Raw genomic sequence first — 26,013 nt, forward strand, 5'->3', positions numbered from 1 at the left:
GAAGGAAGAATGATGACCGATAGCCCGCTTGCCGGAAAGCTCGCGCTCGTCACCGGCGCATCGCGCGGAATCGGCGCGGCGACCGCGATCGCACTCGGCCGCGCGGGGGCGCATGTGGTGCTGACCGCGCGCACCGCCGGCGGGCTGGAGGAGGTCGAGGACGCGATCTATGCCGCGGGCGGATCGGCGACGATCGCACCGCTCGACCTCACCGAGACCGACGGCGTGGCGAAGCTGGCGACCGCGGTGTCGGAGCGGTGGCAGGCGCTGGACATCATGGTCCTCAACGCCGCGATGCTGGGCAGCCTCGCCGCCGTGCCGGCGATCGACATGAAGGAACTGGCCAAGGTCCTGACGCTCAACGTCAGCGCACAGGCCGCACTCATCGCCTCGTTTGACCCGCTGCTGCGCCGCAGCGACGGTGCGAGGGTGATCGGCGTCACCTCCAGCGTCGGGCGCACCCCGCGCGCCTATTGGGGCGCGTATGGCGCGTCGAAGGCGGCGTTCGAGACGCTGTTGTCCGCGTATGGCGAGGAGATGAAGAACATTACCAAAGTCCGCACCGCGATCGTCGATCCCGGCGCGACCCGCACCAAGATGCGCGCCCGCGCCTACCCGGGCGAGGACCCGGCGAGCGTTAAGCCGCCCGAGACAGTGGCCGAGCGGATCCTGGCGCTGTCGATCGAGGGGTTCGAGGCGCTGCATACCGTGCGCGTCGGCTGAGGCACAACCGTGCCCGTACCCCGGCGAAGGCCGGGGTCCAGATGGGATAGCCCATATGGCAGCACGCGGACCGACGCCGCGCGCTACTGGACCCCGGCCTTCGCCGGGGTACCGCTTTTCCGGGGAGCCAGCGTCAATCGACCAAAAAGAAAGGCCAGCCCCACGAAGGGACCGGCCTGAAAAGTTTTAGGAGAGGATGCCTGAAAGGCAGGGTCTTTTTGCGTTGCATCACGAAATGTTGCAAGTGCGAAGAGAACGAAAGCGATTGCAGATTGTGCAATCACCAAGTGCGTCAGTCGGGATTTACCCTGCCCCGCCCGCTCTTGATCGCGCCGCGCCTCGCCTTGGCATCGACCCGCCGGGTCTGGGATGCGCGCGTTGGCTTGGTCGGGCGGCGCGCCTTGGGCGCGATCGTCGCCTCGCGGATCAGTGCAACCAGCCGCTCGCGCGCCTCGCGCCGGTTCATTTCCTGCGACCGGGCTGCGTCGGCGCGCAGGATGAGCACGCCGTCCTGCGTCATCCGGCTCCCCGCCAGCACCGCCAGCCGCGCCTTCACCCGATCGGGCAGGTTGGGGCTGGCACCTACGTCGAAGCGAAGCTGCACCGCGCTGTCGGTCGTGTTGACGTGCTGTCCGCCAGGACCGCCGGCGCGGGTGAAGCGCTCGTCGATCTCGTCGCTGTCGATCGCGATCGCGCGCGTGATGACGATGCGGGCCATTCGATCTTCCTGACAGAGGCGGCGGATCGGATCACGCGCGATCGGTGAAACGATCCGTTTCCCTCGTTTCCATTTTCGACGCGAAGCACATTGCCTATCTCCGACGCAACCAAGGAGATCGACCGATGATCGACAAACGCCCCTTCGCTTCGCTCGGCCATGCGGACCATGGCTGGCTCAACGCGCGGCATCATTTCTCGTTCGCCAACTATTACGATCCCGCCCGCATGGGCTGGGGCGCGATCCGCGTCTGGAACGACGACGAGATCGCCGCCAACAGCGGCTTTCCCCCGCACCCGCACCGCGACATGGAGATCATCACCTATGTGCGAAAGGGTGCGATCACGCACCAGGACTCGATGGGCAACCAGGGCCGGACGCAGGCGGGCGACGTCCAGGTGATGTCGGCGGGCACCGGCGTGCGCCACGCCGAATACAACCTCGAGCCCGAGACGACGACGCTGTTCCAGATCTGGATCGAACCCAAGCGTCAGGGCGGCGCGCCGAGCTGGGGCGCCAAGCCCTTTCCCAAGGGCGAACGCTCGGGCCGGTTCGTCACGCTGGCGAGCGGCTTTGCCGAGGACACCGACGCCCTCCCCATCCGCGCCGATGCCCGCGTCATGGGCGCGACGCTGAAGGCCGGCGAGAGCACCGAGCATGTCGTGGGCGAAGGCCGCCACGCCTATCTGGTCCCCGCCACCGGCGCGATCGAGGTGAATGGCGAGCGGTTCGACGCCCGTGACGGCGCGGCGCTGGCCGGCGGCACGACCTACACGATCCGCGCGATCGAAGAGGCCGAGCTGGTGCTGGTCGACAGCGAATAACCCCCTCGGCGCCCGCCCGTCCCCCCCGGCGGGCGCTCCGGGAGGAAGGCCTTCCCCCCTCCCCGGCCTTCCTCCCCCCCATTCTCAAGGAGACGTTCGATGGCAAAGGTTCTGGTCCTCTATTATTCCTCCTACGGCCACCTGTCGCAGATGGCCGATGCTGTCGCCGAGGGCGCCCGTTCGGCAGGCGCGGAGGTCGATATCCTGCGCGTCCCCGAAACCGCCCCGGCCGAGGTCGCCAAGGCCGCGGGCTTCAAGTCCGACCACACGCATCCCGTGATCGACAATGTCGAGAAGCTCGCCGACTATGACGCGATCGTTATCGGCAGCCCGACGCGCTTCGGCCGCGTGTCGAGCCAGCTTGCCAGCTTCCTCGACCAGGCGGGCGGCTTGTGGTTCCGCGGCGCATTGAACGGCAAGGTGGGCGCCGCCTTCACCTCGACCGCCAGCCAACATGGCGGGCAGGAGACGACGCTTTTCTCGATCATCACCAACCTCCTGCACTTCGGCATGACGGTGGTGGGGCTGGACTACGGCTTCCAGGGCCAGATGGGGTTGGACGAGATCAAGGGCGGCTCGCCCTATGGTGCCACGACACTCGCCGATGGCGACGGCAGCCGCCAGCCGAGCGCGGTCGAGCTGGACGGCGCCCGCTATCAGGGCAGGCGCGTGGCGGAGACGGCGGCTAAGCTGTTCGGCTAATCGAAAAAAGGGGCGGCTCCGATGAGCCGCCCCTTTTCCTTTTTATTCCGCCGCCGCCGCCAGCGGCGCTTCCTTCCACACCAGCACTGGCTTCCGCGCCGCCAGCGTCTCGTCGAGGCGGCGGCGCGGGGCGTAGTGCGGCGCGGCCTTGAGGCTCGCGTCGCCCGCCTTGGCCCGCTCGGCGATGCTGCCCAGCGCACCGATGAACTGGTCGAGCGCGGCCTTCGACTCGGTCTCAGTCGGCTCGACCAGCATCGCGCCGTGGACGACCAGCGGGAAATAGACCGTCATCGGGTGGAAGCCCTCGTCGATCAGCCCCTTGGCGATGTCGAGCGTCGAGAAACCGGCGGGCAGGCCATCGTCGCTGAACAGCGCCTCGTGCATGCAATGCCCCGACTTGGCGAACGGCGCGTCGAGCACGCCCTCCAGCCGGCGCAGCACGTAATTGGCGTTGAGCACTGCGTCGCCCGCCACCTGCGCCAGCCCGTCCGCGCCGTGGCTGAGGATATAGGTCAGCGCGCGGGTGAACATGCCCATCTGGCCGTGGAACGCAGTCATCCGGCCAAAGCTGTGCGGATGATCCTCGCCCACCGTCTCTTCCTCGACGAGCTGGATGTGCCCGTCGGCATGGCGCGCGGTGAAGGGAAGCGGGCCGAACGGCGCCAACGCCTCCGACAGCACCACCGGCCCCGACCCCGGTCCGCCGCCGCCATGCGGGGTGGAAAAGGTCTTGTGCAGGTTGATGTGCATCGCATCGACGCCGAGGTCGCCGGGCCGCACCCGGCCGACAATCGCGTTGAAGTTGGCGCCGTCGCAATAGACGTAGCCGCCCGCTTCATGAACGGCATCCGAGATGATCTTCAGATCGCGTTCGAAGAGGCCGCAGGTGTTGGGATTGGTAATCATCACCCCGGCGACGTCCGGCCCCAGCCGCGCCTTCAACGCCTCGGTATCCACGCGGCCCTCGGCGGTCGCCGGGATGTTTTCGACCGTGAAGCCCGCGAACGCCGCGGTCGCGGGGTTGGTGCCGTGCGCGCTTTCGGGGACGAGCACGACCTTGCGATGCCCCTCGCCCCGTGCCTCCAGCGCCGCCTTGATGCACAGGATGCCGCACAGCTCGCCATGCGCGCCCGCCTTGGGGCTCATCGCGACGCCGTGCATGCCGGTCAGCTCGATCAGCCACACCGCCAGCTCGTTGATGACGCCCAGCGCCCCCTGCACCGTATCGACCGGCTGCAACGGGTGGATGTCGGCGAACCCGGGCAGCCGCGCCATCCGCTCGTTGAGGCGCGGGTTGTGCTTCATCGTGCACGACCCGAGCGGGAACAGCCCCAGGTCGATCGCATAATTCTGCCGGCTGAGACGCGTGTAATGCCGCACCGTCTCGGGCTCCGACAGGCCGGGCAGGCCGATCGGCTTGGCGCGTGCGAGCGAGCCGAGCCGGCTCGCACCCTTCGGCGTCTCGGGCAGGTCGACCCCGGTCGTCTCGGTCGTGCCGATCTCGAAGATCAGCGCTTCCTCCAGCATCAGCGCGCGGTTGCCGGTGCTGGTCGCGGGCGCAGCGCCCTCGGCGGTGTTCATCTCGGGCTTCCACCCGCTCTGATTGATCGCGTTCATGCCAGCACCTCCTCAAGCGCGGTAGCGAGCGTTTCGACATCTTCGGCGGTCGCGGTTTCGGTTACGGCGACGACCAGCCCCTTCTCCAATGCCTCGACGCCGGGATAGAGGCGGCCGAGCGACACACCGGCCAGGATCCGCCGGTCGGCTAGTTCGCGGACGATCGGACGCGCTTCCTTCGACAGCTTCAGCGTGAACTCGTTGAAGAAGGTCGGCGTGACGAGCTCAACCCCCGGCACCCTGGCCAGCCGGTCGGCGGCGGCGCTGGCGGCGAGGTGGTTGGCCTCGGCCAGCCCGCGCAGGCCCTTCTCACCGAGCAGCGTCATGTGGATCGAAAAGGCGAGCGCGCAGAGGCCCGAGTTCGTGCAGATGTTCGACGTCGCCTTCTCGCGCCGGATATGCTGCTCGCGCGTGGACAGCGTCAGGACGAAGCCGCGCTTGCCCTCGGCATCGACGGTTTCGCCGCACAGCCGGCCCGGCATCTGGCGGACGTACTTTTCTTTGCAGCCGAACAGGCCCACGTAAGGCCCGCCGAACTGAAGGCCGACGCCGATCGACTGCCCCTCACCCACCACGATATCGGCGCCCATCTCGCCCGGCGACTTGATCGCGCCCAGCGCCACCGGCTCGGTCACGACGGCGATCAAAAGCGCCTTTTTCGCCTGGCACGCGGCGGCAAGGTCGGAGAGGTCGGCGATGCGGCCGAGAATGTCGGGATACTGGACGACGACGCACGAGGTATCGTCGTCGATCGCGGCGATCAGCGCGTCGATGTCGCCCTCCGCCGACAGGTCCGGCAGCGACGAATGTACGTCGTCGCCGGTAAACTTCGCCATCGTGTTGGCGACCGACACGTAATGCGGATGCAAGCCCGACGACAGGATCGCCTTGGCCCGCCGCGTGACGCGCCGCGCCATCACGATCGCTTCCCAGCAGGCGGTCGAGCCGTCGTACATCGACGCGTTGGCGACGTCAGTCCCGAGCAGGCGCGCGACCTGCGTCTGGAACTCGAACAGCATCTGGAGCGTGCCCTGCGCGATCTCCGGCTGATAGGGGGTGTAGGCGGTCAGGAACTCGCCGCGCTGGATCAGGTGATCGACGCTGGCGGGGACATGATGCCGATACGCGCCGCAGCCGAGGAAGAACGGCACCTCGCCCGCAACCGTGTTCTGGCGCGCAAGGGCCGACATGTGCCGCTCGACCGCCAGTTCGCTGGCATGGTGCGGAAGGCCATGGATCGGGCCGGTCAGCCGCGCTTCCTCGGGCACGTCGGCGAAAAGCGCATCGATCGACGACGCGCCGATGACGTTCAGCATTTCCGAACGATCGGTATCGGTCAGGGGTAGGTAGCGCATCACTTGCTCCTGCCCGCCCACTAATGGCGAGCGGCTAAAAATCAGAGACTTGCGACGAAGTCCTTGTACGCGGCCTCATCCATCAGGCCATCGAGCTCGCCTTTGTCGGCGAGGGTCAGCTTGAAGAACCAGCCGCTGTTCTCCGGATCGCTGTTGACCAGCGAGGGGTCGTCGGTCAGCGCCGCATTGCCCTCGGTAACGGTGCCGGTGACGGGGGCGTAGACGTCGCTCGCCGCCTTGACGCTCTCGACCACGGCGGCCTCGCCGCCCTTCGACACCTCGCGCCCTTCCTCGGGCACTTCGACGAAGACGATGTCGCCGAGCTGGCCCTGCGCATAGTCGGTGATGCCGACCGTCGCGGTGTCGCCATCGACGTCAATCCATTCATGTTCATTGGTGAAGTAACGGGTCACTTGGGCGCTCCCTTGCGTACATAGCGGTGGGGGACGAAGGGCATGGGCACGACGGTGGCGGCGTGCGGCTTACCCCGCTGGAGAAGATGGATCGCGGTACCCGGCGCAGCGAGCGCGGCGGGAACGAAGGCCATGGCGATCGGCTCGCCGACGCTCGGCGCGAACCCGCCGGAGGTGACGCGGCCGATCGGCGCGCCCCCTTCGTCGATGACTAGCGCACCCTCGCGCACCGGCTGGCGCCCCTCGACGGTCAGGCCGACGCGCTTCATCGCGCTGCCGTTTACATGTTCGCCGAGGATACGTTCGGCACCCGGAAAGCGGCCCTCCTCGCGCCGCCGCTTCGACAGCGCGAAGCCGAGATCGGCCTCGACCGGCGTCGTCTCGGGCGTCAGGTCGTGGCCGTAGAGCGGCAACCCGGCCTCAAGCCGCAGCGAATCGCGCGCGCCGAGGCCGATGGGCTTTACCTCCGGCTCGGCGACCAGCGCCGCTGCCAGCGCCTCGACCGCCGTGTCGGGCACCGAAATCTCGAACCCGTCCTCGCCGGTATAGCCCGAACGGCTGATCCAGAGCGAGCTGCCGTTCCAGTCGAACGCCCCCGCCTGCATGAAGCCAAGCGTGGCCACGCCGGGCACCAGCCGATCGAGCACATCGACAGCCTTCGGCCCCTGCAGCGCCAGCAGCGCGCGCTCGTCGAGCAGGTTGAGCGTGATCGCATCGTCCAGCCGCTCGCGCAGGTGGCCCATGTCGTCCCACTTGGTCGCGCCGTTGACGACCATATAGAAGGCAGGCTCGCCCGCATCGCCGTCGCCGAGCGGGTCGCCCGCGGGCAGTCGTGCCAGCATCAGGTCGTCGAGGATGCCGCCATCGTCGGCGAGCAGCAGCGAGTAACGCTGGCGCCCCTCGCCCAGCCCGGCCACGTCGGCGGGCAACAGCGCCTCAAGCGCCGCGACCACATTCGGCCCGGCGATGCGAAGCTGGCCCATATGGCTGACATCGAACAGGCCCGCGGCTTCGCGCACCCACTGGTGCTCGGCCATGATGCCTTCATACTGGATCGGCATGTGGTAGCCCGCGAACTCGACCATCCGCGCGCCCTGCGCCCGGTGCCAGCCGTCGAGCGGCAGCGTCAGCGTCTCGGGCGGGGCAAGCTCGTCTTCGAGCAGCGTGTCGTCGGTCATGGGCGGTTCCATGGGCACAGGGGGTGGTCACGCGACGCGCGCGATCGTCCTGTCCGGCCGATCGACCCGTCGCCCCCTCTGTCACGGGAACCTGAGAGCTTTCCCCGGGCGGACCCAGGTTACCCCTTCGGTGGGCACCGGGAACAACCGGCGCCGCTTTCCAGAGTGTCGCCTGACCCGCGCGGTCCTTGGCACCTGAGAGATTCCGGGGCGGTTGCTCCTTCGGTGGCGAGCCTTGCGGCCCGCACTCTCCCGCGCGTGTCCGCCGGTTGCCCGGCCGCGACACGAACAGACCTGTCGCGGTGCAGCAGGACTGTCAATCGGGGAAGCGCCGCGATGACCGTTTTTGATGGCCCGGCCAGTCAGCCCCTTCGTCGGCACGAAACCATCGCATATCGGAACAGGCGCGGCGTTGGCGCGATCGCGGTATAGAGGCCCGGCATGTCCGATTCTCCGCAGCCCGCCGCCGCCACGACAGCGACCGTCAAATCGGCGATGCGCACGCTCGACATCCTCGAGTACGTCGTCGCGCACGGACGCCCGCTCGTCGCGCAGGAGATCGCCGGGGCGTTGCTGATCCCGGTGTCGAGCCTGTCCTATCTCCTGACCACGCTGGTCGAGCGCGGCTATCTTTCGCGGGAGGGGCGACGCTATTCGCCCGGCCCCCGGCTGGAGCGGTTGCAGGCGCGCGGGGCCGGCTTCTCGCTGGCGGAGCGGGCCGCGCCGCTCGTCCGCGCGCTCAGGGTGCAGCTCAACGAGACCGCTTCCTTCTTCGTGCGCCGCGGCTGGGAATGCGAGGCGGTGGTGACCGAGACGAGCGACCACGCGCTGCGTTACGCGGTGGAGGTCGGCCGCCGTGTGCCGCTCCATGGCTTTGCCGCGGGCAAGGTGCTGTTGGCGGCGCTGAGCGATGCCGAGGTCGACACCTATCTCTCCGAAACCGAGCGGAGCCGCTTTACGCCCACGACGATCTGCGACGAGGCGGGCCTGCGGGCGGAGATCGTGGCGATCCGGCAAGCAGGATTCGCCCACACGCACGAGGAGCATAGCCCGGGCATCCACGGTGTCGCCCGCCTGGCGGTCGTCGACGGCGAGCCGGTCGGCGCGTTCGGCTTCGCCATCCCCGTCGTCCGCTATGACGAGCCGACCGCGGCAAAGGCGGCGGCGTTGCTCCGGCGCATCACCGACCTGATCGCGGCGAATTGAGCGCCAATCCGCTAGGATGCTGCGACGAAGCGCGCTAGGCGTGCGGCCGTGCGTTGGAACCTCGTCCTGCTGGCGTTCGTCGCCCTGCCCATTTCCGCGGCGCCCGGCGTCCCCGTTGACGTCGCCGAGCCGCTGCTCGCGCATGATGCCGAACAGCGCTGGGTCCCGTTCGAGCTGACCCCCGGCAACCAGATCCGCTTCGCGATGGATATCGGCAGTGCCCGCGCGACCGCCATTCTCGACACCGGCGTCAGCACGAGCGTCGCCTCGCGCCTGTTCGCCAACCGTGCGAGCCTGAAGCTCGAACCCGGCCGCGGCGAGCGGGCGGATGCGATCGGCGGTGCCGTGCCGCTCGGCTGGACGCGGGTGGAACGCCTTTCGCTCGGTGCCCTGACGCAGGCGCGCGCGCGGCTTGCGGTCGTGGACCTCTCCGCGATCGCCACGGGCGGCGCCGAGCCCGTCGACATTCTGATCGGCAGCGACCTGCTCGCCTGCTGCGCGCTCGACATCGACTATGCGGCGCGCCGCTTTCGCCTGTTGCCGAGCGGGCGGATGCCGTTCGCGGGGCCGCGAGCGCCGCTCGCCCGGTTGCCGCGCACGGGCGTCTTCTCGACCGCGGCGACGATCGCGGGCCGACAGGTCCGGCCGCTGATCGTCGATACCGGCGACGGCGCTGCGCTCACGCTGTCGCGCACCGGCTGGGCCGGGCTTCGCGCTAAGCCTGCCGCGACGACCAGCGCCGTGGCATTCGGCCTGGGCGGCGCGATCGAAACGGATCTCGCGGTCCTCCCTGCGGTCCGCTTCGGCAGCGTCGGCCCCGTCGCGATCGAGACGCGGATCGAGCCCAAGGGCGGCTTTTCCGACCAGACGGGGACGATCGGGCGGCTCGGCAACGGCCTGTTCCAGCGCTATCGCGTGCTCATGGATGCGCGCGCCGGCCACATGATTCTCTCGCCCACCGCGACCGCGAGGGATGCGCCGGTCCGCTCGACCAGCGGCCTGCTGGTCGGCTATGACAGCGGCCGGCTGAGCGTGCTTCACGTCATGCGCGGCAGTCCCGCCGCCGCCGCGGGATGGAAGGCGCGCGAGCAGATCTGCACCGTCGACGGCACGCCGGTCCCACCCCCCACGGGCGGCAGCGTCGATACCGGCTGGTCCGCGGGGGCGCCGGGGCGCGTGCTGCGCTTCGGCATGTGCGACGGGACCGAGCGGCGGCTGACGCTCAAGAACTTCTACTGACATGCCCGCGACGCCGGTCCGCCTGCGGGCTGCGGTCCCGCTTCTCCTGCTCGCGCTCGTCGCGCTTGGCCTGCGCGTCTGGGACTTCGGCAACCCGGTCGTCCATGTCGATGAGCAATTCTACCTGCTGGTCGGCGAGCGGATGTGGCACGGCGCGGTGCCGTTCATCGATATCTGGGACCGGAAACCCGTCGGCCTGTTCCTGATCTATGCCGTCGCCGCCGCCTTTCCGGGTGACGGCATCCTCGCCTATCAGTTGATGGCCACCGCCGCCGCGATCGCCACCGCCGCGGTGGTGCGATCCGCCAGCCTGCGCGTCGGCGCGCGGCCGAGTGGGGCGCTGCTGGCCGGGATCGCCTATCTCCTCTGGCTGCCGATGCTGGGCGGGCGCGGCGGACAGGCGCCGGTCTTCTACAATCTGCTGGTCGCGGTCGCGGTGTTCGGGACGCTGGCGCTGCCGGCGCTCGCCACGGCACAGCGGCGGGCCGCGATCCTGCGCTCGGGGCTGATCGCCTGCCTGCTGGCGGGCGTCGCGATTCAGGTGAAGTACACCGCCGCGGTGGAGGGAGCGTTCGTCGGCCTTGCCCATCTCTGGTGGCTGCACCGCGCTGGCGGGCGCCGCGGCGGGCTGATCGTCGCCGGTCTGGCGTGGGCGGTGGCGGGGCTGTTGCCGACCGCGATCGCCTATGCCGCCTATGCCACGATGGGGCCCGCCGCAGCAGAGGCGTTCTGGTTCGCCAACTTCAGCTCGATCTTCCTGCGCGCGCCCTATCCGCCGGGCGAGCTGGCAATGCGGCTGCTTGGTATCGCCGCGCAGCTATCGCCGCTCATTGCCTGCGCACTGCTCGGATGGCGGCTCAGGCCGCGGCCGACACCCGCCCCGCTGGCGCTTGCCTATGGCTGGCTGATCGCGGCGCTGTTCGGTTTCGGGGCGATCGGGACGTTCTTCGACCACTATGCCCTGCCGCTGATCGCCCCGCTCTCGCTGCTGTCCGCCGCGACGTTCGGCCGGCGCCCGCGTGCGGCGGTTGGGGCGCTCGGCATCGGGCTATTGCTGTTCCTTGCCGAGCGGGCGTTCGTCGCCGACGACGCGCCGGGCGCGCGGGAGACTGCGCGGCTGGTCGCCCTCAACGCGCATGGGCAATGCCCCTATGTCTTCATCGGCGACACGATCACCTACGCGCTGTCGGGTACCTGCCTGCCGACCGCTTATGTGTTTCCGAACCTGCTCGCCTATTCGACCGAACAGGGCGCGACCGGCATCGACGAGGCGGGTGAGGTCCGCCGGATTATGGGCCGCCGGCCGCCGGTGATCGTCACTTCGACACGCAACCTGACGATCTGGAACCCCGGCAGCCTCGCCGCGGTCAAGGCAGCGATGCGGCGCGACTATCGCCGGGTCTGGACGACGCCGCGCAGTGGCTGGCGAACCGTGATCTACTTGAGGAACGACCTCAACTTCCGCCGCTAACGCGCAGCAAAACCGAACTTCTTCAAGATGGATTGCCCAGATCGGCCGAGTAGGAAGCGGCGGAACAGCTCGCTGCCCACATCCCGCGACCGGGCAAGCCGCGCGATCGGATAACGGATCGGCGGATGGCTCGCCGCCGGGAACACACCGACGACGCGCACCCTGCGCGAGGCCCGCGCGTCGGTGGCATAGACGATACCGAGCGGCGACGCACGCCGCTCGACCAGTGCCAGCGCCGCGCGCACATTCTCCGCGCGTGCTACGCGAGCCTCGACGCCGCGCCACGTACCTAGCCGCGTCAGCGCGGCCTGGCCATAGCGCCCGGCGGGCACCGCGTCCGGGTCGGCCATCGCCAGCCTTCCGTTGCCCAATGCCCGCGCCAGATCGACGCCCGGCCGCAGGTCGACGCGCACCCGGCTGCTCGCAGGCGCAACGAGCACGAGGCGATTGCCGGCGAGCGTCGCGCGTGTTCCCCGTGCCAGCAACCCGCGCTTCTCCAAGTCGTCCATCCATGGTTCGTCTGCCGACACGAACAGATCGGCCGGCGCCCCCGCCGCAATCTGCCGCGCCAGCGCGGAAGATGCGGCGAACGACAGGACGGGCCGCGGGCGTCCCCTCCGCGCGTAAGCATCGGCCGCCGCCTCCAGCGCGTCCTGCATGCTCGCGGCGGCCAGCACTAGCGGCCCACGCTGGGCAAGTGCGGGCGCGGGGACAAGGAACAAGGCGAGCGCGGCGACGAACAGCCGCCGCGCCGCCCAAAAGCGCTGCCTCAACGGCGGCCCGTCATCTGGCCGATCGCGTTGCGACCGAAATCGGCGATCAGTTCGCCGATCTCGCGCACCTGCGCCACCGACCGGCTGCTCTGCTCGCGCAAGAACTCGGTCTGGATACGCATCACCTCGGACAGATCGTTGGCCTGCGCGGCCGAGCGCATCGCCTGAAAGGCCTCGCGCGTGTTCGTCTCGGCCTGGTCGAGCATCTTGAGGCCGAGTTGCGATCCGGCATCGGCCATCGCCTCGCCCGTCGCCTTCATCCGCTCGCCCGCAGCCTGCATGCCTTCGGTCGCGCGGGCCATGCCGTCCTGCATCTGCTCGCCGGCGCGGCGCGCGCCGTCCTGCGCCGCATCCATGCCGGCCTTGGCCGTGTCGGTGGCCTGATCCACCGCTTCGTTCGGGTTCTTCGCCATGACCGTTACTCCCAGTACGTGCCGTTTCGGCTTCGCCGGTTCGACGCCCGAACCACGCCCTTGTTCCAGAAGCGTCGGGGACGAGCGGTCAGCTATCGTCACCCATGCGCAGCGCGGCGATGAAAGCTTCCTGCGGGATGCTGACCGAGCCATACTCGCGCATCCGCTTCTTGCCTTCCTTCTGCTTGTCGAGGAGCTTGCGCTTGCGGCTGATGTCGCCGCCATAGCATTTGGCGGTCACGTCCTTGCGCAGCGCCGCGATCGTCTCTCGCGCCACGACCTTGCCGCCGATCGCCGCCTGGATCGGGATCTTGAACAGGTGGCGCGGGATCAGGTCCTTCAGCCGCTCGCACATGCCGCGCCCGCGGCTCTCGGCGGTCGAGCGGTGGACGATCATCGACAGCGCGTCGACGGGCTCGTTGTTGACGAGGATGCTCATCTTGACGAGGTCGCCCTCGCGATAGCCGACCTGCTCATAGTCGAAGCTGGCATAGCCGCGGCTGATCGATTTCAGCCGGTCGTAGAAGTCGAACACCACTTCGTTGAGCGGCAGCTCATACTTCACCTGCGCGCGGCCGCCGACGTACGTCAGGTCCTTCTGGATGCCGCGGCGATCCTGGCACAGCTTCAGGATGGGGCCGAGATATTCGTCGGGTACGTAGATCGTCGCCTCGATCCACGGTTCGGCGATCGTCTCGATCTTGTTGGGATCGGGCATGTCCGCCGGGTTGTGAAGCTCCAGATGCCCGCCGCCATGCGTCAGCTCGATCTGATAGACGACCGACGGCGCGGTGGTGATGAGGTCGAGGTCGTATTCGCGGCTCAACCGCTCCTGAATGATCTCGAGGTGCAGGAGGCCGAGGAAGCCGCAGCGGAAGCCGAAGCCGAGCGCGGCCGAGGTTTCCATCTCGAAGCTGAAGCTGGCGTCGTTCAGGCGCAGCTTGCTAATCGATTCGCGCAGCTTCTCGAAGTCGTTGGCGTCGGTCGGGAACAGGCCGCAGAACACGACCGGCTGCACTTCCTTGAAGCCCTCGAGCGGTTCGGCCGCAGGCTTCTTGGCGTCGGTAAGCGTGTCGCCGACGCGCGCCTGCGCCACTTCCTTGATCTGCGCGGTGATGAAGCCGATCTCGCCGGGGCCGAGGTCCGACAATTGCTCGATCTTGGGCCGGAAGCAGCCGACGCGATCGACCAGATGCGTCGTCCCCGACTGCATGAACTTGACCTGCTGACCCTTCTTCAGCGTCCCGTCCATCACGCGCACAAGGATCACGACGCCCAGATACGGGTCGTACCAGCTGTCGACGAGCATCGCCTTCAGCGGTGCATTCGCATCGCCCTTGGGCGGCGGAATGCGCTCGCACACCGCGTTGAGAATATCCTCGATCCCGATCCCCGCCTTGGCGCTGGCGAGCACCGCGTTGGAGGCGTCGAGGCCGATGATCTCCTCGATCTCGTGCCGCACCTTTTCGGGCTCGGCGGAGGGCAGGTCGATCTTGTTGATGACGGGCACGATCTCATGGTCGTGCTCGATCGACTGATAGACGTTTGCGAGCGTCTGTGCCTCCACGCCCTGCGCCGCGTCGACGACCAGCAGCGCGCCCTCGCACGCCGCCAGGCTGCGCGACACCTCATAGGCGAAGTCGACATGGCCCGGCGTGTCCATGAGGTTGAGGACATAATCCTCGCCGTCCGGCCCCTTCCAATCGAGGCGCACGGTCTGCGCCTTGATGGTGATGCCGCGTTCCTTTTCGATGTCCATGTTGTCGAGCACCTGCTCGGACATCTCGCGATCGGCGAGGCCGCCGGTGCGCTGGATCAGACGGTCGGCCAGCGTCGACTTGCCATGGTCGATATGGGCGATGATCGAAAAATTGCGGATCTTGGACTGGGGCGTGCTCATGGTCGGCGCGGCCGATAGCATCGAATGCGGCACTTGCCAAAGCGGGCTTTTCGCCCGTGGGACATCACCGCTTCGGCGGCGCGATCCGGGCGAAGTCGTACGCCGCCTCGCCCTGATACAGCGTGATGCGCGTCGGCGCAGGCAGCCGGTCGAGGCGCAGCTTCACCGCGCGTGCCGATCCGTCGATCTCGAACCGCCGATAGGGGAAGGCCCCGACATAGAAACGCGGCAGGATGTAGGGGCCGCGCTCGTCGCGGCCGACGACATAGCGGACCGCCTTTCGATCGTTGAGCAGCAGGTCGCCGTTCGACAGCGCCACGGTGCCGCAGCACATGTTGCGGAACACCCCCGCCTCGCCCGCCGGGACATAGGCGTCGTAGAGGAACAGCCGGTATCCCGCCGCCGCAAGAAGCAGCGCGAGTACGACCGCACCGACCTTGGCCAATCGTCCCATGCCCCCTCCCCCAACGCACGTATATCAAATCAAGCTATATATGTAGATTTGATAGTCAAACGCTTTCGCCAAGCGCGAACGGTTGCGAAGCGGAAATCTCGGAGGCGGGCGGCGCCGAAGCGCCAGACCCTCTCGACGAAGCGGGAAAGAAATTGGTCGGGGAAAGAGGATTCGAACCTCCGGCCCCTGCCTCCCGAAGACAGTGCTCTACCAGGCTGAGCTATTCCCCGACCGGCGCCGACGGGGCGAACCCCGGTGGCGAGGCGCGCCGTATAGCAGGCTGTTTCGGCGACGCAAGCGGCCTTCGCCGACTTTTCACGATGCGCTTGCCGCCGCCTGCATCTCGGCGATCAGGGCCTCGTCCGCCGCCTTTGCCGACTGCGCCGCGGGCCGCTCGGCGAGGCGCGCGGCATAGGCCTCGAACGCCGGGAGCGTCGGCAGCGAGCCAAAGCGCAGTCCCCACATCACGTGCGAGCCGACGTAGACATCGGCCGCGGTGAACCGGCCTGCTGCAACAAAGTCATGACTTTTCAGCCAGTCCTCGAGCGTCCCTACCGCCTCGTCGTAAGTGCCGAAGCCGACCATCGCGCGCTTCTCGGCCGCCACCTCGATCCCCAGCGCGCGGGTGATGATCGCCTGTTCGAGCGGCCCGGCGGCGAAGAACAGCCAGCGATAATAATCGCCTCGGTCGGCCGGCGGCGGGGCCAGATCGCGATCGGGCACTACGTCCGCCAGATAGGCACAGATCGCCGCGCATTCGGTCACGACCTGCCGCCGGTGAACGATCGCAGGCACCTTCCCCATCGGGTTGATCGCGCGATACTCGGCCGCCTTCATCGTGGTGCCGTAGTCGAGCAGGACGACATCGTGCGGCACCCCAGTCTCATGCACCATCCAGCGGGCGATCTGCCCGCGCGACATAGGATTGGTATAAAGCGTCAGTTCGGCGGCCATGGCAGATCTCCCTCAACCAGAACGGAACACGAACTTCGCGGCGCGTCAACGCAGCTTGCGGTCGAACAGCGCCAGCGTGCGGCTCCATGCCAGCTTCGCCGCCGCCGCATTGTACCGCTCGGCGGAGGTGTCGTTGTTGAAGGCGTGCTCGACCCCCGGATATTCGTAGACGGCGACGTCCTTGCCCGCCGCCTTCAGCGCCGCGCCCCATGGCTCGGCGGTCGCGTTGACGCGGGCGTCGTTGCCGGCAAGCTGGAGGATCATCGCCGCGCTCACCTTGCCCGCCTCGGCCGGATCGGGCGCGGGGCCGTAATAGCTCACTGCCGCGTCGAGCCCCTGCCCCGCCGCCACCGCAACGCGATTCACCATCGCCCCGCCCCAGCAGAAGCCGACGACTCCGACCTTCATCCGCTTGCCGTCGCGCATGCCCAGCGACCGGACCGCGCCCGCCGCGGCGGCGACCGTCTGCGCAAGGTCGAGCTTGCCGATCAGGTCGCGCGCCTGGTCCGGATCGGCGGGCGTGCCGCCGGCCGGGGTCAGGAAATCGGGCGCGACCGCGATATACCCCGCCAGCGCGATGCGGCGGGCCACATCCTCGATATGCGCATTGAGCCCGCGATTCTCGTGGATCACCATGACCACACCGCGCGCACCCTTGGCCGACGCGGGGCCCGCGAAATAGGCATCGAGCGGCGCACCGACGCCGGTCGGCAGCGGACTGCGCCCCGTCTTCAACCGCTTGTCGGCGGGATCGACCTGCTGCGCGGCTGCCGCGGAGGGGGCGAGGCCCGCGATCAGCGTCTCCGCCGCCGCGACGCTGCCCGCCAGCACCGTCATCTCCGCCAGCATGCGGCGGCGGTCGCGATGCTCGTGCGTAAAGGCGTCGTAGATATCGATGGCCTGTCGGCGAAGATCGGTCATGGCTGCATCTCTCCCGGCGAGTCGAATCGCGCTGTCACCGGCGTAGCGCGTCGCCCGCATCGGCGGAATGCCCGCGACCTTTAGGCGCTCTTAACCCTTTTCCGGTTATCGCCCCATCCGTGACCGCCATTTGGGGGACAGGGGAGATTTCGATGCGTAAGTGGTTTGCGGCGCTGCCGCTTTTCGCGCTAGCCGCTTGCGGCGGCGGCGGTACCGACGCGCAGACCGCGGGCAGCATCGCGCCGCCCACGGGCGGCACGGGCACGGGCACCGGCGGCGGTTCGGGCGGGGGCATCGGTGGCGGTACCGGCGGTACCGCGACGCCGACCCCGACGCCCGCGCATTTCCTCGACGTCGGCACGACCACCAGTTTCCAAGCGGTGGGCGGCCTCCATTCGCTGAACGTGACCGAAACCGGGGTCGAGGGGGTCGAGGGGCCGAGGCTCTATGCGGGCAACGCCGCGACCGTCCGCGCGCCCTCGGGCGAGATCAGCTACAATCCGCGTGACGGGATCTTCACGGTGACGCTGGCCGATACCGCCGCGAACGTCAGCCTGAACAACTACCGGTTCCAGGACCCGGCGCACCGCACCGACTATGGCGGCGTCGCCAACCCGCAATGGGGCACGCCGACCAACCTCACTGACTTCAACTATCTGGAGGGTGTCGGCCCATCGAGCTCGACCGAGCGGGTCGATGCGATCACCTTCTTCTATCAGCGGCCGGGGTCGCAGACGAAGTACGTCTCGCTCGCGGGCTATGTGCGCAACGCCTTCAATCCGACGCGAAACCCGCTGGCCAATACGGCAAACAGCGAATCAGTGTTCGAGCGCGGTGCGTTCGTCTTCGGCGAATCGACCGGGCGGACGCAGATTCCGCTGACCGGCCAGGCCACCTTCTCGGGCGGGATGCTGGCAACGATGGTGTCGAACACCTCGCTCGATACCGCGCGCTTCCCGACCTATTTCCAGTGGATCACGGGGACGAGCGAGCTCAAGTTCGACTTCGCCGCCGCGACCATGTCGGTGCTGATGAACGGCACGGTGTCGGCCGCCAACTATGGCGGGCAGATCATCGACAACAGCTTCGTCGGCGTCGCCTCCGGCTCAACGTTCAAGGCAGAGGGTACGGGCAAGATCGACCTGACCAAGACCGGCGGCTTCACCGGCAACTTCGTCACCGCCGCCTTCACCCAGCCCAACGGCACGGTGGTCCGCCCCGATTTCGCAAAGGTCAACGGCAGCACCTCGACCGCCGGCGCCAATTCGATCGACGGCAGCTTCTATGGACCCAATGCGGTCAATGTCGGCGGCGGCTTCCGCATCATCGGCGGCATTCCCGACCAGCGAGTCGACATCCTCGGCGCCTTTACCGGCGCGAAGAAGTAAGCGGCCGGACCGGGACCGCCCCGATGCCCCCGATCCTGGGTTTCCTCGCCGCATTGTCCGCGGCGGGGAGCGCCGCCCCCGCGCTCTCGGCCGACGAGGTGACACCCGCCGCCGCCGAAACCGGCACGCCGAGCTGCATCGCCGGCCGGTGCGAGGTCAAGTTGACCGCGCCGCAGCTGCTCGGCCATGTCCAGAAGCTGGTCGCCGCCAAGCGCTATGACGAGGCGCGCCCGCTGATCGCGGCACTGCGCCAGGCGCCGGGCTTCGACTTCCAGACCAGGTTCCTTTCGGCCTATGTCGCGCAGCAGTCAGGCGACCTGCACGGCGCGGCGGAGCAGTACAAGGCGATCCTCGCCGACGACCCGGCACAGACGCGCGTCCGGCTCGAGCTGGCCTCGACGATGCTGGCGATGGGCGACCGACAGGCCGCCGATCGCCAGTTCCGCATGGCCGAGCAGTCGGGCGACTTGACGCCCGAAGTCGCGCGCACGATCCGCACCGTCCGCGACGTCATCCGCCAGCAGCGCGCGTGGCGGCTCGACTTCTCGGTCGGCCTCGCCCCTGACAGCAACATCAACAACGCGACCAGCGTCGACACCGTCATCGGCCGCTTCGGCGAGTTCGAGATCCCGCTCCAGCTGAGCGACGAGGCAAAGGCGAAGTCGGGCACCGGCCAGACCGGCACGCTTTCGGCCGGCCTGCGCCTGCCCGTCGCCAGGCAGATGTCGATGCTCGTCGACCTCGACACCGCGGGCACCAACTACAAGGGCGCCGCGTACGACGATTATTCGGCGCAGCTCGCGGTCGGTCCGGAGCTGCGCCTCGGCCAGATCGCGGCGGTCTCGCTCCAGGCGGTCGGGTCACAGCGCTGGTTCGGCGGCGACCTGCTCACCCGGCAGGCGGGCGTCCGGCTGGGCGCACAGACCGCGGCGGGGCCGCGCGCACGCCTCGGGCTTCAGCTCGACATGCGCCGCACCGATGCGCGCTTCGACGACGGATTCAGCGGCTGGCAGGGCGGGCTCTATGCCACTTACGAGCGCGGCATCTCGCGCACGCTCGTGGCCTCGGGCGGACTGTTCGCGCGCCGCGACTGGCTCAATCAGGCCGCCTGGTCGAGCCGCGAGCTCGGCGGGACGCTCGGCCTGGGCGGCGAATTGCCGCTCGGCGTCAATTTCGGGGTGTCGGGCACCGTGTCGCGCGCCGCGTTCGATGCGCCGATCGAGTTCTTCTCCCCCGATGCGCGTCGCGACTGGCGCCTCGTCGGCCGTGCGACGATCGGCTATCGCAAGCTGCGCTTCCTCGGCTTCTCGCCGCAGGTGAGCTACAGCTACACGCGCACCGCGACGCCGATCACGATCTACGACAACAAGCGCAGCCGCTTCACCTTCGCGCTGGCGCGCTACTTCTGACGGGTTGCGAGCGAAGGGCCAACGCGCCATAGCGGCGGCGACCCCGCCCCTAGCGAACAGGCCGATCCCATGAAACTCCGCGTCATCGTGACCCTCAAGCCCGGCGTCCTCGATCCGCAGGGCAAGGCGATCCAGCACGCGCTGGGCTCGCTCGGCTTCGACGGCGTCGCTGATGTGCGCGCGGGCAAGATCTTCGAGCTGGAGGTCGCCGACGGCACCAGCGACGCGGCGATCGGCGAGATGTGCGAGAAGCTGCTCGCCAACACCGTCATCGAAAACTACCGGGTCGAGCCCGTCGCATGAGGTCGGCGGTCATCGTCTTCCCTGGATCGAACTGCGACCGCGATGTCGCCGTCGCGATCGAGGCCGTGACCGGCGCCGCACCCGCGATGGTTTGGCACGGCGAGAGCGAGCTGCCCGCGGGCACCGACCTGATCGCGCTGCCCGGCGGCTTCTCCTATGGCGACTATCTGCGCTGCGGCGCGATCGCGGCGCGGTCGGCGGTGGTGAAGAGCGTGGTCGCCGAGGCCGAGCGAGGCGTGCCAGTGATCGGCATCTGCAACGGCTTCCAGATCCTGACCGAGATCGGCCTGCTGCCCGGCGCGCTGATGCGCAACAAGCGGCTCGATTTCGTGTGCCGCGACGTCGATCTGACGGTCGAAAGCAGCCAGTCGATCTTCACCAGCGGCTATGCCGCGGGTGAGACGATCCGCATTCCCGTCGCGCACCATGACGGCAATTACTTCGCCGACGACGCCACGCTCGACCGGCTCGAGGGCGAGGGCCGCGTCGCGTTCCGCTATGCCGAGGACGTGAACGGCTCGGCGCGCGGGATCGCGGGCCTGCTCAACGATCGCGGCAACGTGCTCGGCATGATGCCGCACCCGGAACGCCGGATCGAGAGTGCGCATGGCGGCACCGACGGCCGCCGCCTGTTCGAGGGACTGGTGAAGGCGGTCGCCTAGACCTTTGTGCGGAAAGGGGTAAAGTCGGTGCCGCGGTCGAACACATCGACGCCCTCGGCTCGCTTCAGGCTGCCTACGATCCAATAGGTGGCGGGGGTGAGGATGACTTCCCACGCCACCTTCATCGCCCAGTTGGTGACCATCACCGTCAGCACCTGATCGGTGGTCCACACGCCCAGGAACGCGACGGGGTAAAAGATCAGGCTGTCGACCGCCTGCCCCACCACGGTCGAACCGATCGTCCGTGTCCAAAGCGCCTTGCCTTGCGTCAGCACCTTCATCCGCGCGAGCACGAAGCTGTTGACGAACTCGCCCGCCCAGAAGGCGGTGATCGAGGCGATGACGATCCGCCACACCTGGCCGAACACCGCTTCGTAAGACGCCTGCCCTTCCCAGCCGGGCGCGGGCGGCAAACTGACGACTACCCAGCTCATCAGCGCGAGGAAGACGAGCGCGCCGAACCCCGCCCAGATGCAGCGGCGCGCGCGGGCATAGCCGTACACCTCGGTCAGCACGTCGCCGATGACGTAGCTGACGGGGAAGAACAGGATGCCCGCCCCGAAGACATAGCCGCCGACCGACGACAGCTTCGCCGCACCGATGACGTTCGACAGGACTAGGACGACGACGAATGCCGCCATCACGAAATCGAAGAAGCGGAACGGGCGATCGCGCAGTTGCGCGGCGTCGGTGGCGGCGGTCATCGGCATGGTTTCTGACACGCGCCCGCCCCGCCTTCAACGGGGCGAAGGGCCATGCGCGCAATTGATCCGAGCGAATCGCCAACGCAACAAAAGCCCGGCCTGCCGCATTTGTCCGTCAGGGGCGGTAACAGGAGATGGTGATGCGTGGGATCAAACTGGCGCTTTCGGGCGCGGCGCTCGGCGGCGCGCTGCTGACGGCGGGCTGTTCGGACTATGGCCTCGGCGGGCCGCGCTACGCGGACGCGGGCGGATACTCGGCCTATGACTATGACCGGCCCGACCCATCGTACGGCGGGTACGAAGCCGATCGCTATTACCGCGACGATCCGCGCTATCAGCCGCGCCGCCTGTCGCGTAACGACCGCGTCTATGCCGGCCGCGACGGCCGCTATTATTGCCGCCGCTCGGACGGTACGACCGGCCTGATCGTCGGCGGTCTGGCGGGCGGCGTGCTCGGCACCGCGATCAGCCCCGGCGGATCGGGCCTGCTCGGCGCGCTCCTTGGCGGCGCAGCGGGCGCTGCAGCGGGCGAGGCGATCGACCGCAACAACGTGACCTGCCGCTGACACGAAAAAGGGCGCCGATCGAAAGACCGGCGCCCTTTCTCTAAACCGTCAGCCGAAGCTCACGCCGAAGCCTCAAGCAGCCTTGGGCAGCGCCTTCTTCGCCTGTGCGATGATCGCGGAGAAGGCTTCGCCTTCGTGCATCGCGATATCGGCCAGGACCTTCCGGTCGAGTTCGATGCCGGCGAGCTTCAGCCCATGCATGAACTGCGAATAGGTCAGACCCTCGGCGCGGACACCGGCGTTGATACGCTGGATCCAGAGGCCGCGGAACGTCCGCTTCTTAACCTTGCGATCGCGATACGCGTACTGGCCGGCCTTTTCGACCGCCTGGCGCGCGATACGGATCGTGTTCTTGCGACGGCCATAATAGCCCTTCGCCTGTTCCAGAATCCGCTTGTGCTTGGCCCGCGTCGTAACGCCGCGCTTCACTCGTGCCATGTCTCAGCCCTCCCTTACTTCAGGCCGTACGGCGCCCAGAGGCGCACGTGACCGGCATCCGAATCCGACAGCACGCTGGTGCCGCGGTTCTGGCGAATGTACTTGGAATTGTGGCTGATCAGGCGGTGACGCTTGCCGGCGACACCGTGCTTCACCTTGCCCGTCGCGGTGAACTTGAAGCGCTTCTTCACACCGCTCTTGGTCTTCATCTTGGGCATTTTCGTCTCCTTATCGCGACGATCCGGAACTGCCATGGCAGCCCACACTGGCCAGGCCGTTCGTTTTTCCGATCGTGGAAGCGGCGGCGCTTATCGACCGCCGTGGGTTTTGGCAAGCCTTCAGGGGTGATCGTGGTCGTGATCGTCGGTGCCGCGGATCGCCTCCAGCACCTCCTCGGTCCGCGCAGGATCGCCGATCGCGAGGACATGGCCCTCGCTGGCGGCGGTCAGCGGGTCGCCGTTCCAGTCGCACATGCGCCCGCCCGCCCCCTCGACCACCGGCACCAAAGCGGCGAAGTCGTAGAGCTTGAGCCCGGACTCGGCGACGATATCCAGATGGCCGCTCGCCAACAGGCCGTAATTGTAGCAGTCGCCGCCATAGACCGGTCCCTGCCGCGGCGCGCCCTTCGACACCGCGCGGACCAGCGACATGAAGTGCGGCACGTCGCCATCGGCGAACAGGTGCGGACTGGTGGTAGCGACGATCGCGCCCTCGACCGCCGGGCACGCGCGGGTGCGAGCGGGCTTGCCGTTGAGCAGCGTGTCGCGCCCCGCAACGCCGACCCATCGCTCGCGCTGCACGGGTTGGTCGATGATGCCGAGGATCGGCCAGCCGTCCTCGATCAGCGCGATCAGCGTGCCGAAGATCGCGCGCCCGACGGTAAAGCTGCGCGTCCCGTCGATCGGATCGAGTACCCATTGCCGCCCGGTGACGCCGGGCTTCTCGCCATATTCCTCCCCGACGATCCCATCGCCCGACCGCTCGGCGTCGAGCAGCCGCCGCATCGCCGCCTCCGCCTCCTTGTCGGCGAGCGTGACGGGCGACTGATCGCCCTTGGTCTCGAGGCCAAAGGCGCCGCGGAAATAGGGGCGGATCACATGCCCCGCCGCATCGGCGAGGCGGTGGGCGAGATCGATATCGGCTTGGCTGACGGGCATCCCCCTGCCCTAGCGGCTCGATGCCCGCCCGTCAGCCCAAAGCGTCATCCATTCACGATCGTGCCGCCGTTCGGGTGGAGCACCTGACCCGACATGTAGCTCGAATCCTCGCAGGCGAGGAACAGGAACGACGGCGCCACCTCGTTCGGCTGGCCGGGCCGGCCGATTGGCGTCCCCTCGCCGAAGGTCTTGAGCTTCTCCTCGGTCGCCCCGCCCGAGGGATTGAGCGGCGTCCAGATCGGGCCCGGCGCGACGCCGTTCACGCGAATGCCCTTGCCGATCAGATTTTCCGACAGGCTGCGCGTGAACGCGGTGATCGCGCCCTTGGTGGAGCTGTAGTCGAGCAACTCCTTCTCGCCCTGGTACATCGTCACCGATGTGCAGTTGACGATCGCCGCGCCGGATTTCAGGTGCGGCATCGCGGCCTGCACCATGAAAAACATGCCGAAGATGTTGGTCTGGAACGTCCGGCGAAGCTGATCCTCGGTGATGTTGGTGATGTCGGGGTCGGGGTGCTGCTCGCCGGCATTGTTGACGACGATGTCGAGCTTGCCGAACTCGGCGACGACCTTCGCCACCGCAGCCTCGCACCACGCCTTGTCGCCCACGTCGCCGGCGATCGTCAGCGCGCGGCGGCCCTCGCCGCGAACGATCTCGGCGGTCTTCTCGGCGTCCTCATGCTCGTCGAGATAGAGGATGGCGACGTCCGCCCCCTCGCGCGCATAGAGCGCGGCGACCGCACGGCCGATGCCGCTGTCGGCGCCGGTGACGATCGCGACCTTGCCGTCCAGTCGGCCGGAGCCGGGATAGCGCGGCTGCCATTCGGGCTGGGGATCGAGGGTCGCCTCGCTGCCGGGCAGGCCGTCCTCGTGAATCCGCTCGATCACGTCGCTCATCGCCGCACTCCTTGGTTTTTCAGGGGGTTGCAGCGATGAACCGTTGGCGAGCGGGGTCGTTCCCGCCTCAGGCGCCTTCGAGCAGTCGCTCCTTGGCGATCTTGTCGCGCCAGACCAGCGGGGCAAGCTGGTGGACGTTGTTGCCCTCGGCATCGACGGCGACGGTGACGGGGAAGTCCTTCACCTCGAACTCGTAGATCGCCTCCATGCCGAGGTCCTCGAACCCGACGACCTTCGACCCTTTGATCGCCCGCGCGACGAGGTAGGCCGCGCCGCCGACCGCCATCAGATAGGCGGACTTGGCCTCCCGGATCGCATCGGTCGCCGCCGGCCCGCGCTCGGCCTTGCCCACCATCGCGAGCAGGCCCTGGTCGAGCATCATCCGCGTGAACTTGTCCATCCGCGTCGCGGTAGTGGGACCGGCGGGGCCGACCACTTCCTCGCCTACAGGATCGACCGGCCCGACATAATAGATGACGCGGCCCTTGAACTCGACGGGCAGTTCCTGCCCCGCATCGAGCATGTCCTTGATCCGCTTGTGCGCGGCATCGCGGCCGGTCAGCATCTTGCCGTTGAGGAGCAGCCGGTCGCCCTGCTTCCACCCCTGCACGTCGGCGGGCGTCAGCGTGTCGAGGTCGACGCGGATCGCCGCCGCATCGGGCTTCCAGTCGACCTTGGGCCAGGCATCAAGGTCGGGCGCCTCCAGATAGGCCGGCCCCGACCCGTCGAGCGTGAAATGCGCGTGACGCGTCGCGGCGCAATTAGGGATCATACCCACCGGCTTGCCCGCCGCATGACAGGGCGCGTCCATGATCTTCACGTCGAGGATGGTGGAAAGCCCACCCAGCCCCTGTGCACCGATACCGAGCGCGTTAACGCGGTCGAATATCTCGATGCGCAGCGCCTCGATATCGTTCGACGGCCCGCGCTGCTTGAGCTGCGCCATGTCGATCGGCTCCATCAGCGCCTGCTTGGCGAGCAGCATGCAATGCTCCGCCGTGCCGCCGATGCCGATGCCGAGCATGCCGGGCGGGCACCAGCCGGCGCCCATCTGCGGGAGCATCTCGACCACCCAGTCGACGATCGAGTCCGACGGGTTCATCATCTTGAACTTCGACTTGTTCTCGCTGCCGCCGCCCTTGGCCGCCACGTCGATCGAGACGGTCGAACCGGGCACCATCGTGACGTGCAGGACCGAGGGGGTGTTGTCCTTCGTATTTCGGCGGGTGAAGGCCGGATCGGCCAGCACCGACGCGCGCAGCTTGTTCTGCGGATGGAGGTACGCGCGACGCACGCCTTCATCGACCACTTCCTGGAGCGAGCGAGAAGTGTCGTCGAGCACGCAGTCCATGCCCCATTCGACGAACACGTTGACGATGCCCGTGTCCTGGCAGATCGGCCGATGCCCCTCTGCGCACATGCGGCTGTTCGTCAGGATCTGCGTGATCGCATCCTTTGCCGCCGGGCCTTGCTCCGCCTCGTAGGCGTCGCCCAGCGCGCGGATGTAATCCATCGGGTGGAAGTAGCTGATGAACTGAAGCGCGTCGGCGACGCTGTCGATCAGGTCTGCGGTGCGGATGGTCACGGTCATGCACGGTCCTATGCCGCGCACAGGCGGCCGCGGCAACG

At 68.1% G+C, this 26,013-nt stretch carries 28 protein-coding genes, 1 tRNA gene and 1 riboswitch; of the genes, 11 read left to right on the plus strand and 18 right to left on the minus strand.

The features are described 5' to 3' along the window. Positions 1–12: 12 nt before the first annotated feature. The gene (locus tag FHR19_RS11525; RefSeq protein ID WP_184028444.1) at positions 13–723 is read left to right on the plus strand and encodes an SDR family NAD(P)-dependent oxidoreductase; all 711 of its coding nucleotides are present in this window, start codon (positions 13–15) and stop codon (positions 721–723) included. Between the two features lie 292 nt (positions 724–1,015). Here FHR19_RS11525 and arfB read toward each other — a convergent pair whose 3' ends face one another. Next, entirely contained in the window at positions 1,016–1,441 is a 426-nt protein-coding gene (gene arfB / locus FHR19_RS11530; protein WP_184028447.1) for an alternative ribosome rescue aminoacyl-tRNA hydrolase ArfB, read from the minus strand. Positions 1,442–1,566: 125 nt separating this feature from the next. Between arfB and FHR19_RS11535 the strand changes: the two genes are divergently transcribed. Together FHR19_RS11535 and wrbA are read left to right on the plus strand one after the other, a co-directional pair. After that, positions 1,567–2,265 (plus strand): pirin family protein, encoded by a 699-nt coding sequence (locus FHR19_RS11535; protein WP_184028450.1) that lies wholly within the window; start codon positions 1,567–1,569, stop codon positions 2,263–2,265. 99 nt (positions 2,266–2,364) lie between these two features. Next, entirely contained in the window at positions 2,365–2,967 is a 603-nt protein-coding gene (gene wrbA / locus FHR19_RS11540) for an NAD(P)H:quinone oxidoreductase (RefSeq protein ID WP_184028452.1), read from the plus strand. Positions 2,968–3,009: 42 nt separating this feature from the next. Here wrbA and gcvPB read toward each other — a convergent pair whose 3' ends face one another. From gcvPB to gcvT, 4 genes are read right to left on the minus strand one after another with little or no spacing between them, the layout of a single operon-like run. Continuing rightward, positions 3,010–4,584, minus strand: a complete 1,575-nt coding sequence (gene gcvPB / locus FHR19_RS11545) for an aminomethyl-transferring glycine dehydrogenase subunit GcvPB (protein WP_184028456.1) — start codon at positions 4,582–4,584, stop codon at positions 3,010–3,012. Further along, positions 4,581–5,939 carry an aminomethyl-transferring glycine dehydrogenase subunit GcvPA gene (gene gcvPA, locus FHR19_RS11550; protein ID WP_184028459.1) on the minus strand — a complete coding sequence of 453 codons (1,359 nt, stop codon included), beginning with the start codon at positions 5,937–5,939 and terminating at the stop codon, positions 4,581–4,583. The genes gcvPB and gcvPA overlap by 4 nt, the downstream gene beginning before the upstream one ends. A 41-nt stretch (positions 5,940–5,980) precedes the next feature. Further along, on the minus strand, positions 5,981–6,352 hold the full coding sequence (gene gcvH / locus FHR19_RS11555) for a glycine cleavage system protein GcvH (protein WP_184028461.1): 372 nt from the start codon (positions 6,350–6,352) through the stop codon (positions 5,981–5,983). Beyond that, positions 6,349–7,530 (minus strand): glycine cleavage system aminomethyltransferase GcvT, encoded by a 1,182-nt coding sequence (gcvT, locus tag FHR19_RS11560; RefSeq protein WP_184028464.1) that lies wholly within the window; start codon positions 7,528–7,530, stop codon positions 6,349–6,351. The genes gcvH and gcvT overlap by 4 nt, the downstream gene beginning before the upstream one ends. 172 nt (positions 7,531–7,702) lie before the next feature. Continuing rightward, positions 7,703–7,795, minus strand: a riboswitch (glycine riboswitch). 176 nt (positions 7,796–7,971) lie between these two features. Between gcvT and FHR19_RS11565 the strand changes: the two genes are divergently transcribed. Genes FHR19_RS11565 through FHR19_RS11575 form a run of 3 tightly spaced genes read left to right on the plus strand, consistent with a single transcriptional unit; the run spans position 7,972 to position 11,446 of the window. Then, positions 7,972–8,736 (plus strand): IclR family transcriptional regulator, encoded by a 765-nt coding sequence (locus FHR19_RS11565; RefSeq protein ID WP_184028467.1) that lies wholly within the window; start codon positions 7,972–7,974, stop codon positions 8,734–8,736. Positions 8,737–8,784: 48 nt separating this feature from the next. Beyond that, positions 8,785–9,975: an aspartyl protease family protein gene (locus tag FHR19_RS11570; RefSeq protein WP_184028470.1), complete on the plus strand. Its 1,191-nt coding sequence runs from the start codon at positions 8,785–8,787 to the stop codon at positions 9,973–9,975. A gap of 1 nt (position 9,976) precedes the next feature. Further along, a complete protein-coding gene (locus FHR19_RS11575; protein WP_184028473.1) occupies positions 9,977–11,446 on the plus strand; it encodes a hypothetical protein in 1,470 nt (489 codons plus the stop codon). Here FHR19_RS11575 and modA read toward each other — a convergent pair. From modA to FHR19_RS11610, 7 genes are all read right to left on the minus strand, one after another. After that, positions 11,443–12,219: a molybdate ABC transporter substrate-binding protein gene (modA, locus tag FHR19_RS11580; protein ID WP_184028475.1), complete on the minus strand. Its 777-nt coding sequence runs from the start codon at positions 12,217–12,219 to the stop codon at positions 11,443–11,445. The two genes, FHR19_RS11575 and modA, sit on opposite strands and share 4 nt — an antisense overlap. Then, positions 12,216–12,632: a phasin family protein gene (locus tag FHR19_RS11585; protein WP_246359474.1), complete on the minus strand. Its 417-nt coding sequence runs from the start codon at positions 12,630–12,632 to the stop codon at positions 12,216–12,218. The genes modA and FHR19_RS11585 overlap by 4 nt, the downstream gene beginning before the upstream one ends. Positions 12,633–12,720: 88 nt before the next feature. Continuing rightward, positions 12,721–14,532 carry a translation elongation factor 4 gene (lepA, locus tag FHR19_RS11590; RefSeq protein WP_184028478.1) on the minus strand — a complete coding sequence of 604 codons (1,812 nt, stop codon included), beginning with the start codon at positions 14,530–14,532 and terminating at the stop codon, positions 12,721–12,723. A 64-nt stretch (positions 14,533–14,596) separates the two neighbouring features. Then, positions 14,597–14,986, minus strand: a complete 390-nt coding sequence (locus FHR19_RS11595) for a hypothetical protein (RefSeq protein WP_184028481.1) — start codon at positions 14,984–14,986, stop codon at positions 14,597–14,599. 153 nt (positions 14,987–15,139) lie between these two features. After that, positions 15,140–15,216, minus strand: a tRNA-Pro gene (locus FHR19_RS11600). Positions 15,217–15,301: 85 nt separating this feature from the next. After that, the gene (locus FHR19_RS11605; protein ID WP_184028483.1) at positions 15,302–15,940 is read right to left on the minus strand and encodes a glutathione S-transferase family protein; all 639 of its coding nucleotides are present in this window, start codon (positions 15,938–15,940) and stop codon (positions 15,302–15,304) included. A 45-nt stretch (positions 15,941–15,985) separates the two neighbouring features. Then, entirely contained in the window at positions 15,986–16,861 is an 876-nt protein-coding gene (locus FHR19_RS11610; RefSeq protein WP_184028486.1) for a dienelactone hydrolase family protein, read from the minus strand. 152 nt (positions 16,862–17,013) lie between these two features. Between FHR19_RS11610 and FHR19_RS11615 the strand changes: the two genes are divergently transcribed. The 4 genes from FHR19_RS11615 to purQ all read left to right on the plus strand — a co-directional run bounded on the left by FHR19_RS11615 (position 17,014) and on the right by purQ (position 20,623). Continuing rightward, positions 17,014–18,249, plus strand: a complete 1,236-nt coding sequence (locus FHR19_RS11615; RefSeq protein WP_184028489.1) for a transferrin-binding protein-like solute binding protein — start codon at positions 17,014–17,016, stop codon at positions 18,247–18,249. A 23-nt stretch (positions 18,250–18,272) separates the two neighbouring features. Then, complete coding sequence (locus FHR19_RS11620; RefSeq protein ID WP_184028492.1) at positions 18,273–19,658, plus strand: surface lipoprotein assembly modifier; 1,386 nt, start codon at positions 18,273–18,275, stop codon at positions 19,656–19,658. 69 nt (positions 19,659–19,727) lie between these two features. Then, a complete protein-coding gene (gene purS / locus FHR19_RS11625) occupies positions 19,728–19,961 on the plus strand; it encodes a phosphoribosylformylglycinamidine synthase subunit PurS (RefSeq protein ID WP_184028496.1) in 234 nt (77 codons plus the stop codon). After that, positions 19,958–20,623: a phosphoribosylformylglycinamidine synthase subunit PurQ gene (gene purQ / locus FHR19_RS11630; protein ID WP_184028499.1), complete on the plus strand. Its 666-nt coding sequence runs from the start codon at positions 19,958–19,960 to the stop codon at positions 20,621–20,623. The genes purS and purQ overlap by 4 nt, the downstream gene beginning before the upstream one ends. On the opposite strand, the gene FHR19_RS11635 is transcribed toward purQ, so the two are convergent. Next, on the minus strand, positions 20,620–21,327 hold the full coding sequence (locus tag FHR19_RS11635; RefSeq protein WP_246359475.1) for a queuosine precursor transporter: 708 nt from the start codon (positions 21,325–21,327) through the stop codon (positions 20,620–20,622). The genes purQ and FHR19_RS11635 overlap by 4 nt on opposite strands. Before the next feature lie 140 nt (positions 21,328–21,467). On the opposite strand from FHR19_RS11635, the gene FHR19_RS11640 reads away from it, so the two are divergent. Further along, positions 21,468–21,893 (plus strand): glycine zipper 2TM domain-containing protein, encoded by a 426-nt coding sequence (locus tag FHR19_RS11640; protein WP_184028502.1) that lies wholly within the window; start codon positions 21,468–21,470, stop codon positions 21,891–21,893. A 72-nt stretch (positions 21,894–21,965) separates the two neighbouring features. Here FHR19_RS11640 and rplT read toward each other — a convergent pair whose 3' ends face one another. From rplT to FHR19_RS11665, 5 genes are all read right to left on the minus strand, one after another. Further along, positions 21,966–22,331, minus strand: a complete 366-nt coding sequence (gene rplT / locus FHR19_RS11645) for a 50S ribosomal protein L20 (RefSeq protein ID WP_184028506.1) — start codon at positions 22,329–22,331, stop codon at positions 21,966–21,968. A 14-nt stretch (positions 22,332–22,345) separates the two neighbouring features. After that, on the minus strand, positions 22,346–22,549 hold the full coding sequence (gene rpmI / locus FHR19_RS11650; RefSeq protein ID WP_184028509.1) for a 50S ribosomal protein L35: 204 nt from the start codon (positions 22,547–22,549) through the stop codon (positions 22,346–22,348). 120 nt (positions 22,550–22,669) lie between these two features. After that, positions 22,670–23,488, minus strand: a complete 819-nt coding sequence (locus tag FHR19_RS11655; RefSeq protein WP_184028512.1) for an inositol monophosphatase family protein — start codon at positions 23,486–23,488, stop codon at positions 22,670–22,672. A 44-nt stretch (positions 23,489–23,532) separates the two neighbouring features. After that, on the minus strand, positions 23,533–24,384 hold the full coding sequence (locus FHR19_RS11660; protein WP_184028515.1) for an SDR family oxidoreductase: 852 nt from the start codon (positions 24,382–24,384) through the stop codon (positions 23,533–23,535). Between the two features lie 67 nt (positions 24,385–24,451). Then, entirely contained in the window at positions 24,452–25,975 is a 1,524-nt protein-coding gene (locus tag FHR19_RS11665; protein WP_184028517.1) for a fumarate hydratase, read from the minus strand. Between the last annotated feature and the right edge of the window lie 38 nt (positions 25,976–26,013).

Origin of the sequence: Sphingomonas yantingensis (assembly GCF_014199325.1) — a bacterium.
In the GTDB taxonomy this organism is placed as follows: Bacteria; Pseudomonadota; Alphaproteobacteria; order Sphingomonadales; family Sphingomonadaceae; genus Sphingomonas; species Sphingomonas yantingensis.

Excerpts from the sequence above, each read along its gene's own strand:
- FHR19_RS11565 (WP_184028467.1), top strand. The coding sequence starts at position 7,972 with ATGTCCGATTCTCCGCAGCCCGCCGCCGCCACGACAGCGACCGTCAAA.
- arfB (WP_184028447.1), bottom strand. The coding sequence starts at position 1,441 with ATGGCCCGCATCGTCATCACGCGCGCGATCGCGATCGACAGCGACGAG.
- FHR19_RS11660 (WP_184028515.1), bottom strand. The coding sequence starts at position 24,384 with ATGAGCGACGTGATCGAGCGGATTCACGAGGACGGCCTGCCCGGCAGC.
- rplT (WP_184028506.1), bottom strand. The coding sequence starts at position 22,331 with ATGGCACGAGTGAAGCGCGGCGTTACGACGCGGGCCAAGCACAAGCGG.
- purQ (WP_184028499.1), top strand. The coding sequence starts at position 19,958 with ATGAGGTCGGCGGTCATCGTCTTCCCTGGATCGAACTGCGACCGCGAT.
- gcvPB (WP_184028456.1), bottom strand. The coding sequence starts at position 4,584 with ATGAACGCGATCAATCAGAGCGGGTGGAAGCCCGAGATGAACACCGCC.
- FHR19_RS11615 (WP_184028489.1), top strand. The coding sequence starts at position 17,014 with ATGCGTAAGTGGTTTGCGGCGCTGCCGCTTTTCGCGCTAGCCGCTTGC.
- FHR19_RS11535 (WP_184028450.1), top strand. The coding sequence starts at position 1,567 with ATGATCGACAAACGCCCCTTCGCTTCGCTCGGCCATGCGGACCATGGC.
- FHR19_RS11665 (WP_184028517.1), bottom strand. The coding sequence starts at position 25,975 with ATGACCGTGACCATCCGCACCGCAGACCTGATCGACAGCGTCGCCGAC.
- FHR19_RS11585 (WP_246359474.1), bottom strand. The coding sequence starts at position 12,632 with ATGGCGAAGAACCCGAACGAAGCGGTGGATCAGGCCACCGACACGGCC.
- FHR19_RS11620 (WP_184028492.1), top strand. The coding sequence starts at position 18,273 with ATGCCCCCGATCCTGGGTTTCCTCGCCGCATTGTCCGCGGCGGGGAGC.
- gcvT (WP_184028464.1), bottom strand. The coding sequence starts at position 7,530 with ATGACCGACGACACGCTGCTCGAAGACGAGCTTGCCCCGCCCGAGACG.
- lepA (WP_184028478.1), bottom strand. The coding sequence starts at position 14,532 with ATGAGCACGCCCCAGTCCAAGATCCGCAATTTTTCGATCATCGCCCAT.
- FHR19_RS11610 (WP_184028486.1), bottom strand. The coding sequence starts at position 16,861 with ATGACCGATCTTCGCCGACAGGCCATCGATATCTACGACGCCTTTACG.
- rpmI (WP_184028509.1), bottom strand. The coding sequence starts at position 22,549 with ATGCCCAAGATGAAGACCAAGAGCGGTGTGAAGAAGCGCTTCAAGTTC.
- FHR19_RS11575 (WP_184028473.1), top strand. The coding sequence starts at position 9,977 with ATGCCCGCGACGCCGGTCCGCCTGCGGGCTGCGGTCCCGCTTCTCCTG.
- FHR19_RS11655 (WP_184028512.1), bottom strand. The coding sequence starts at position 23,488 with ATGCCCGTCAGCCAAGCCGATATCGATCTCGCCCACCGCCTCGCCGAT.
- purS (WP_184028496.1), top strand. The coding sequence starts at position 19,728 with ATGAAACTCCGCGTCATCGTGACCCTCAAGCCCGGCGTCCTCGATCCG.
- wrbA (WP_184028452.1), top strand. The coding sequence starts at position 2,365 with ATGGCAAAGGTTCTGGTCCTCTATTATTCCTCCTACGGCCACCTGTCG.
- FHR19_RS11525 (WP_184028444.1), top strand. The coding sequence starts at position 13 with ATGACCGATAGCCCGCTTGCCGGAAAGCTCGCGCTCGTCACCGGCGCA.
- FHR19_RS11605 (WP_184028483.1), bottom strand. The coding sequence starts at position 15,940 with ATGGCCGCCGAACTGACGCTTTATACCAATCCTATGTCGCGCGGGCAG.
- gcvPA (WP_184028459.1), bottom strand. The coding sequence starts at position 5,939 with ATGCGCTACCTACCCCTGACCGATACCGATCGTTCGGAAATGCTGAAC.
- FHR19_RS11595 (WP_184028481.1), bottom strand. The coding sequence starts at position 14,986 with ATGGGACGATTGGCCAAGGTCGGTGCGGTCGTACTCGCGCTGCTTCTT.
- FHR19_RS11640 (WP_184028502.1), top strand. The coding sequence starts at position 21,468 with ATGCGTGGGATCAAACTGGCGCTTTCGGGCGCGGCGCTCGGCGGCGCG.
- FHR19_RS11635 (WP_246359475.1), bottom strand. The coding sequence starts at position 21,327 with ATGACCGCCGCCACCGACGCCGCGCAACTGCGCGATCGCCCGTTCCGC.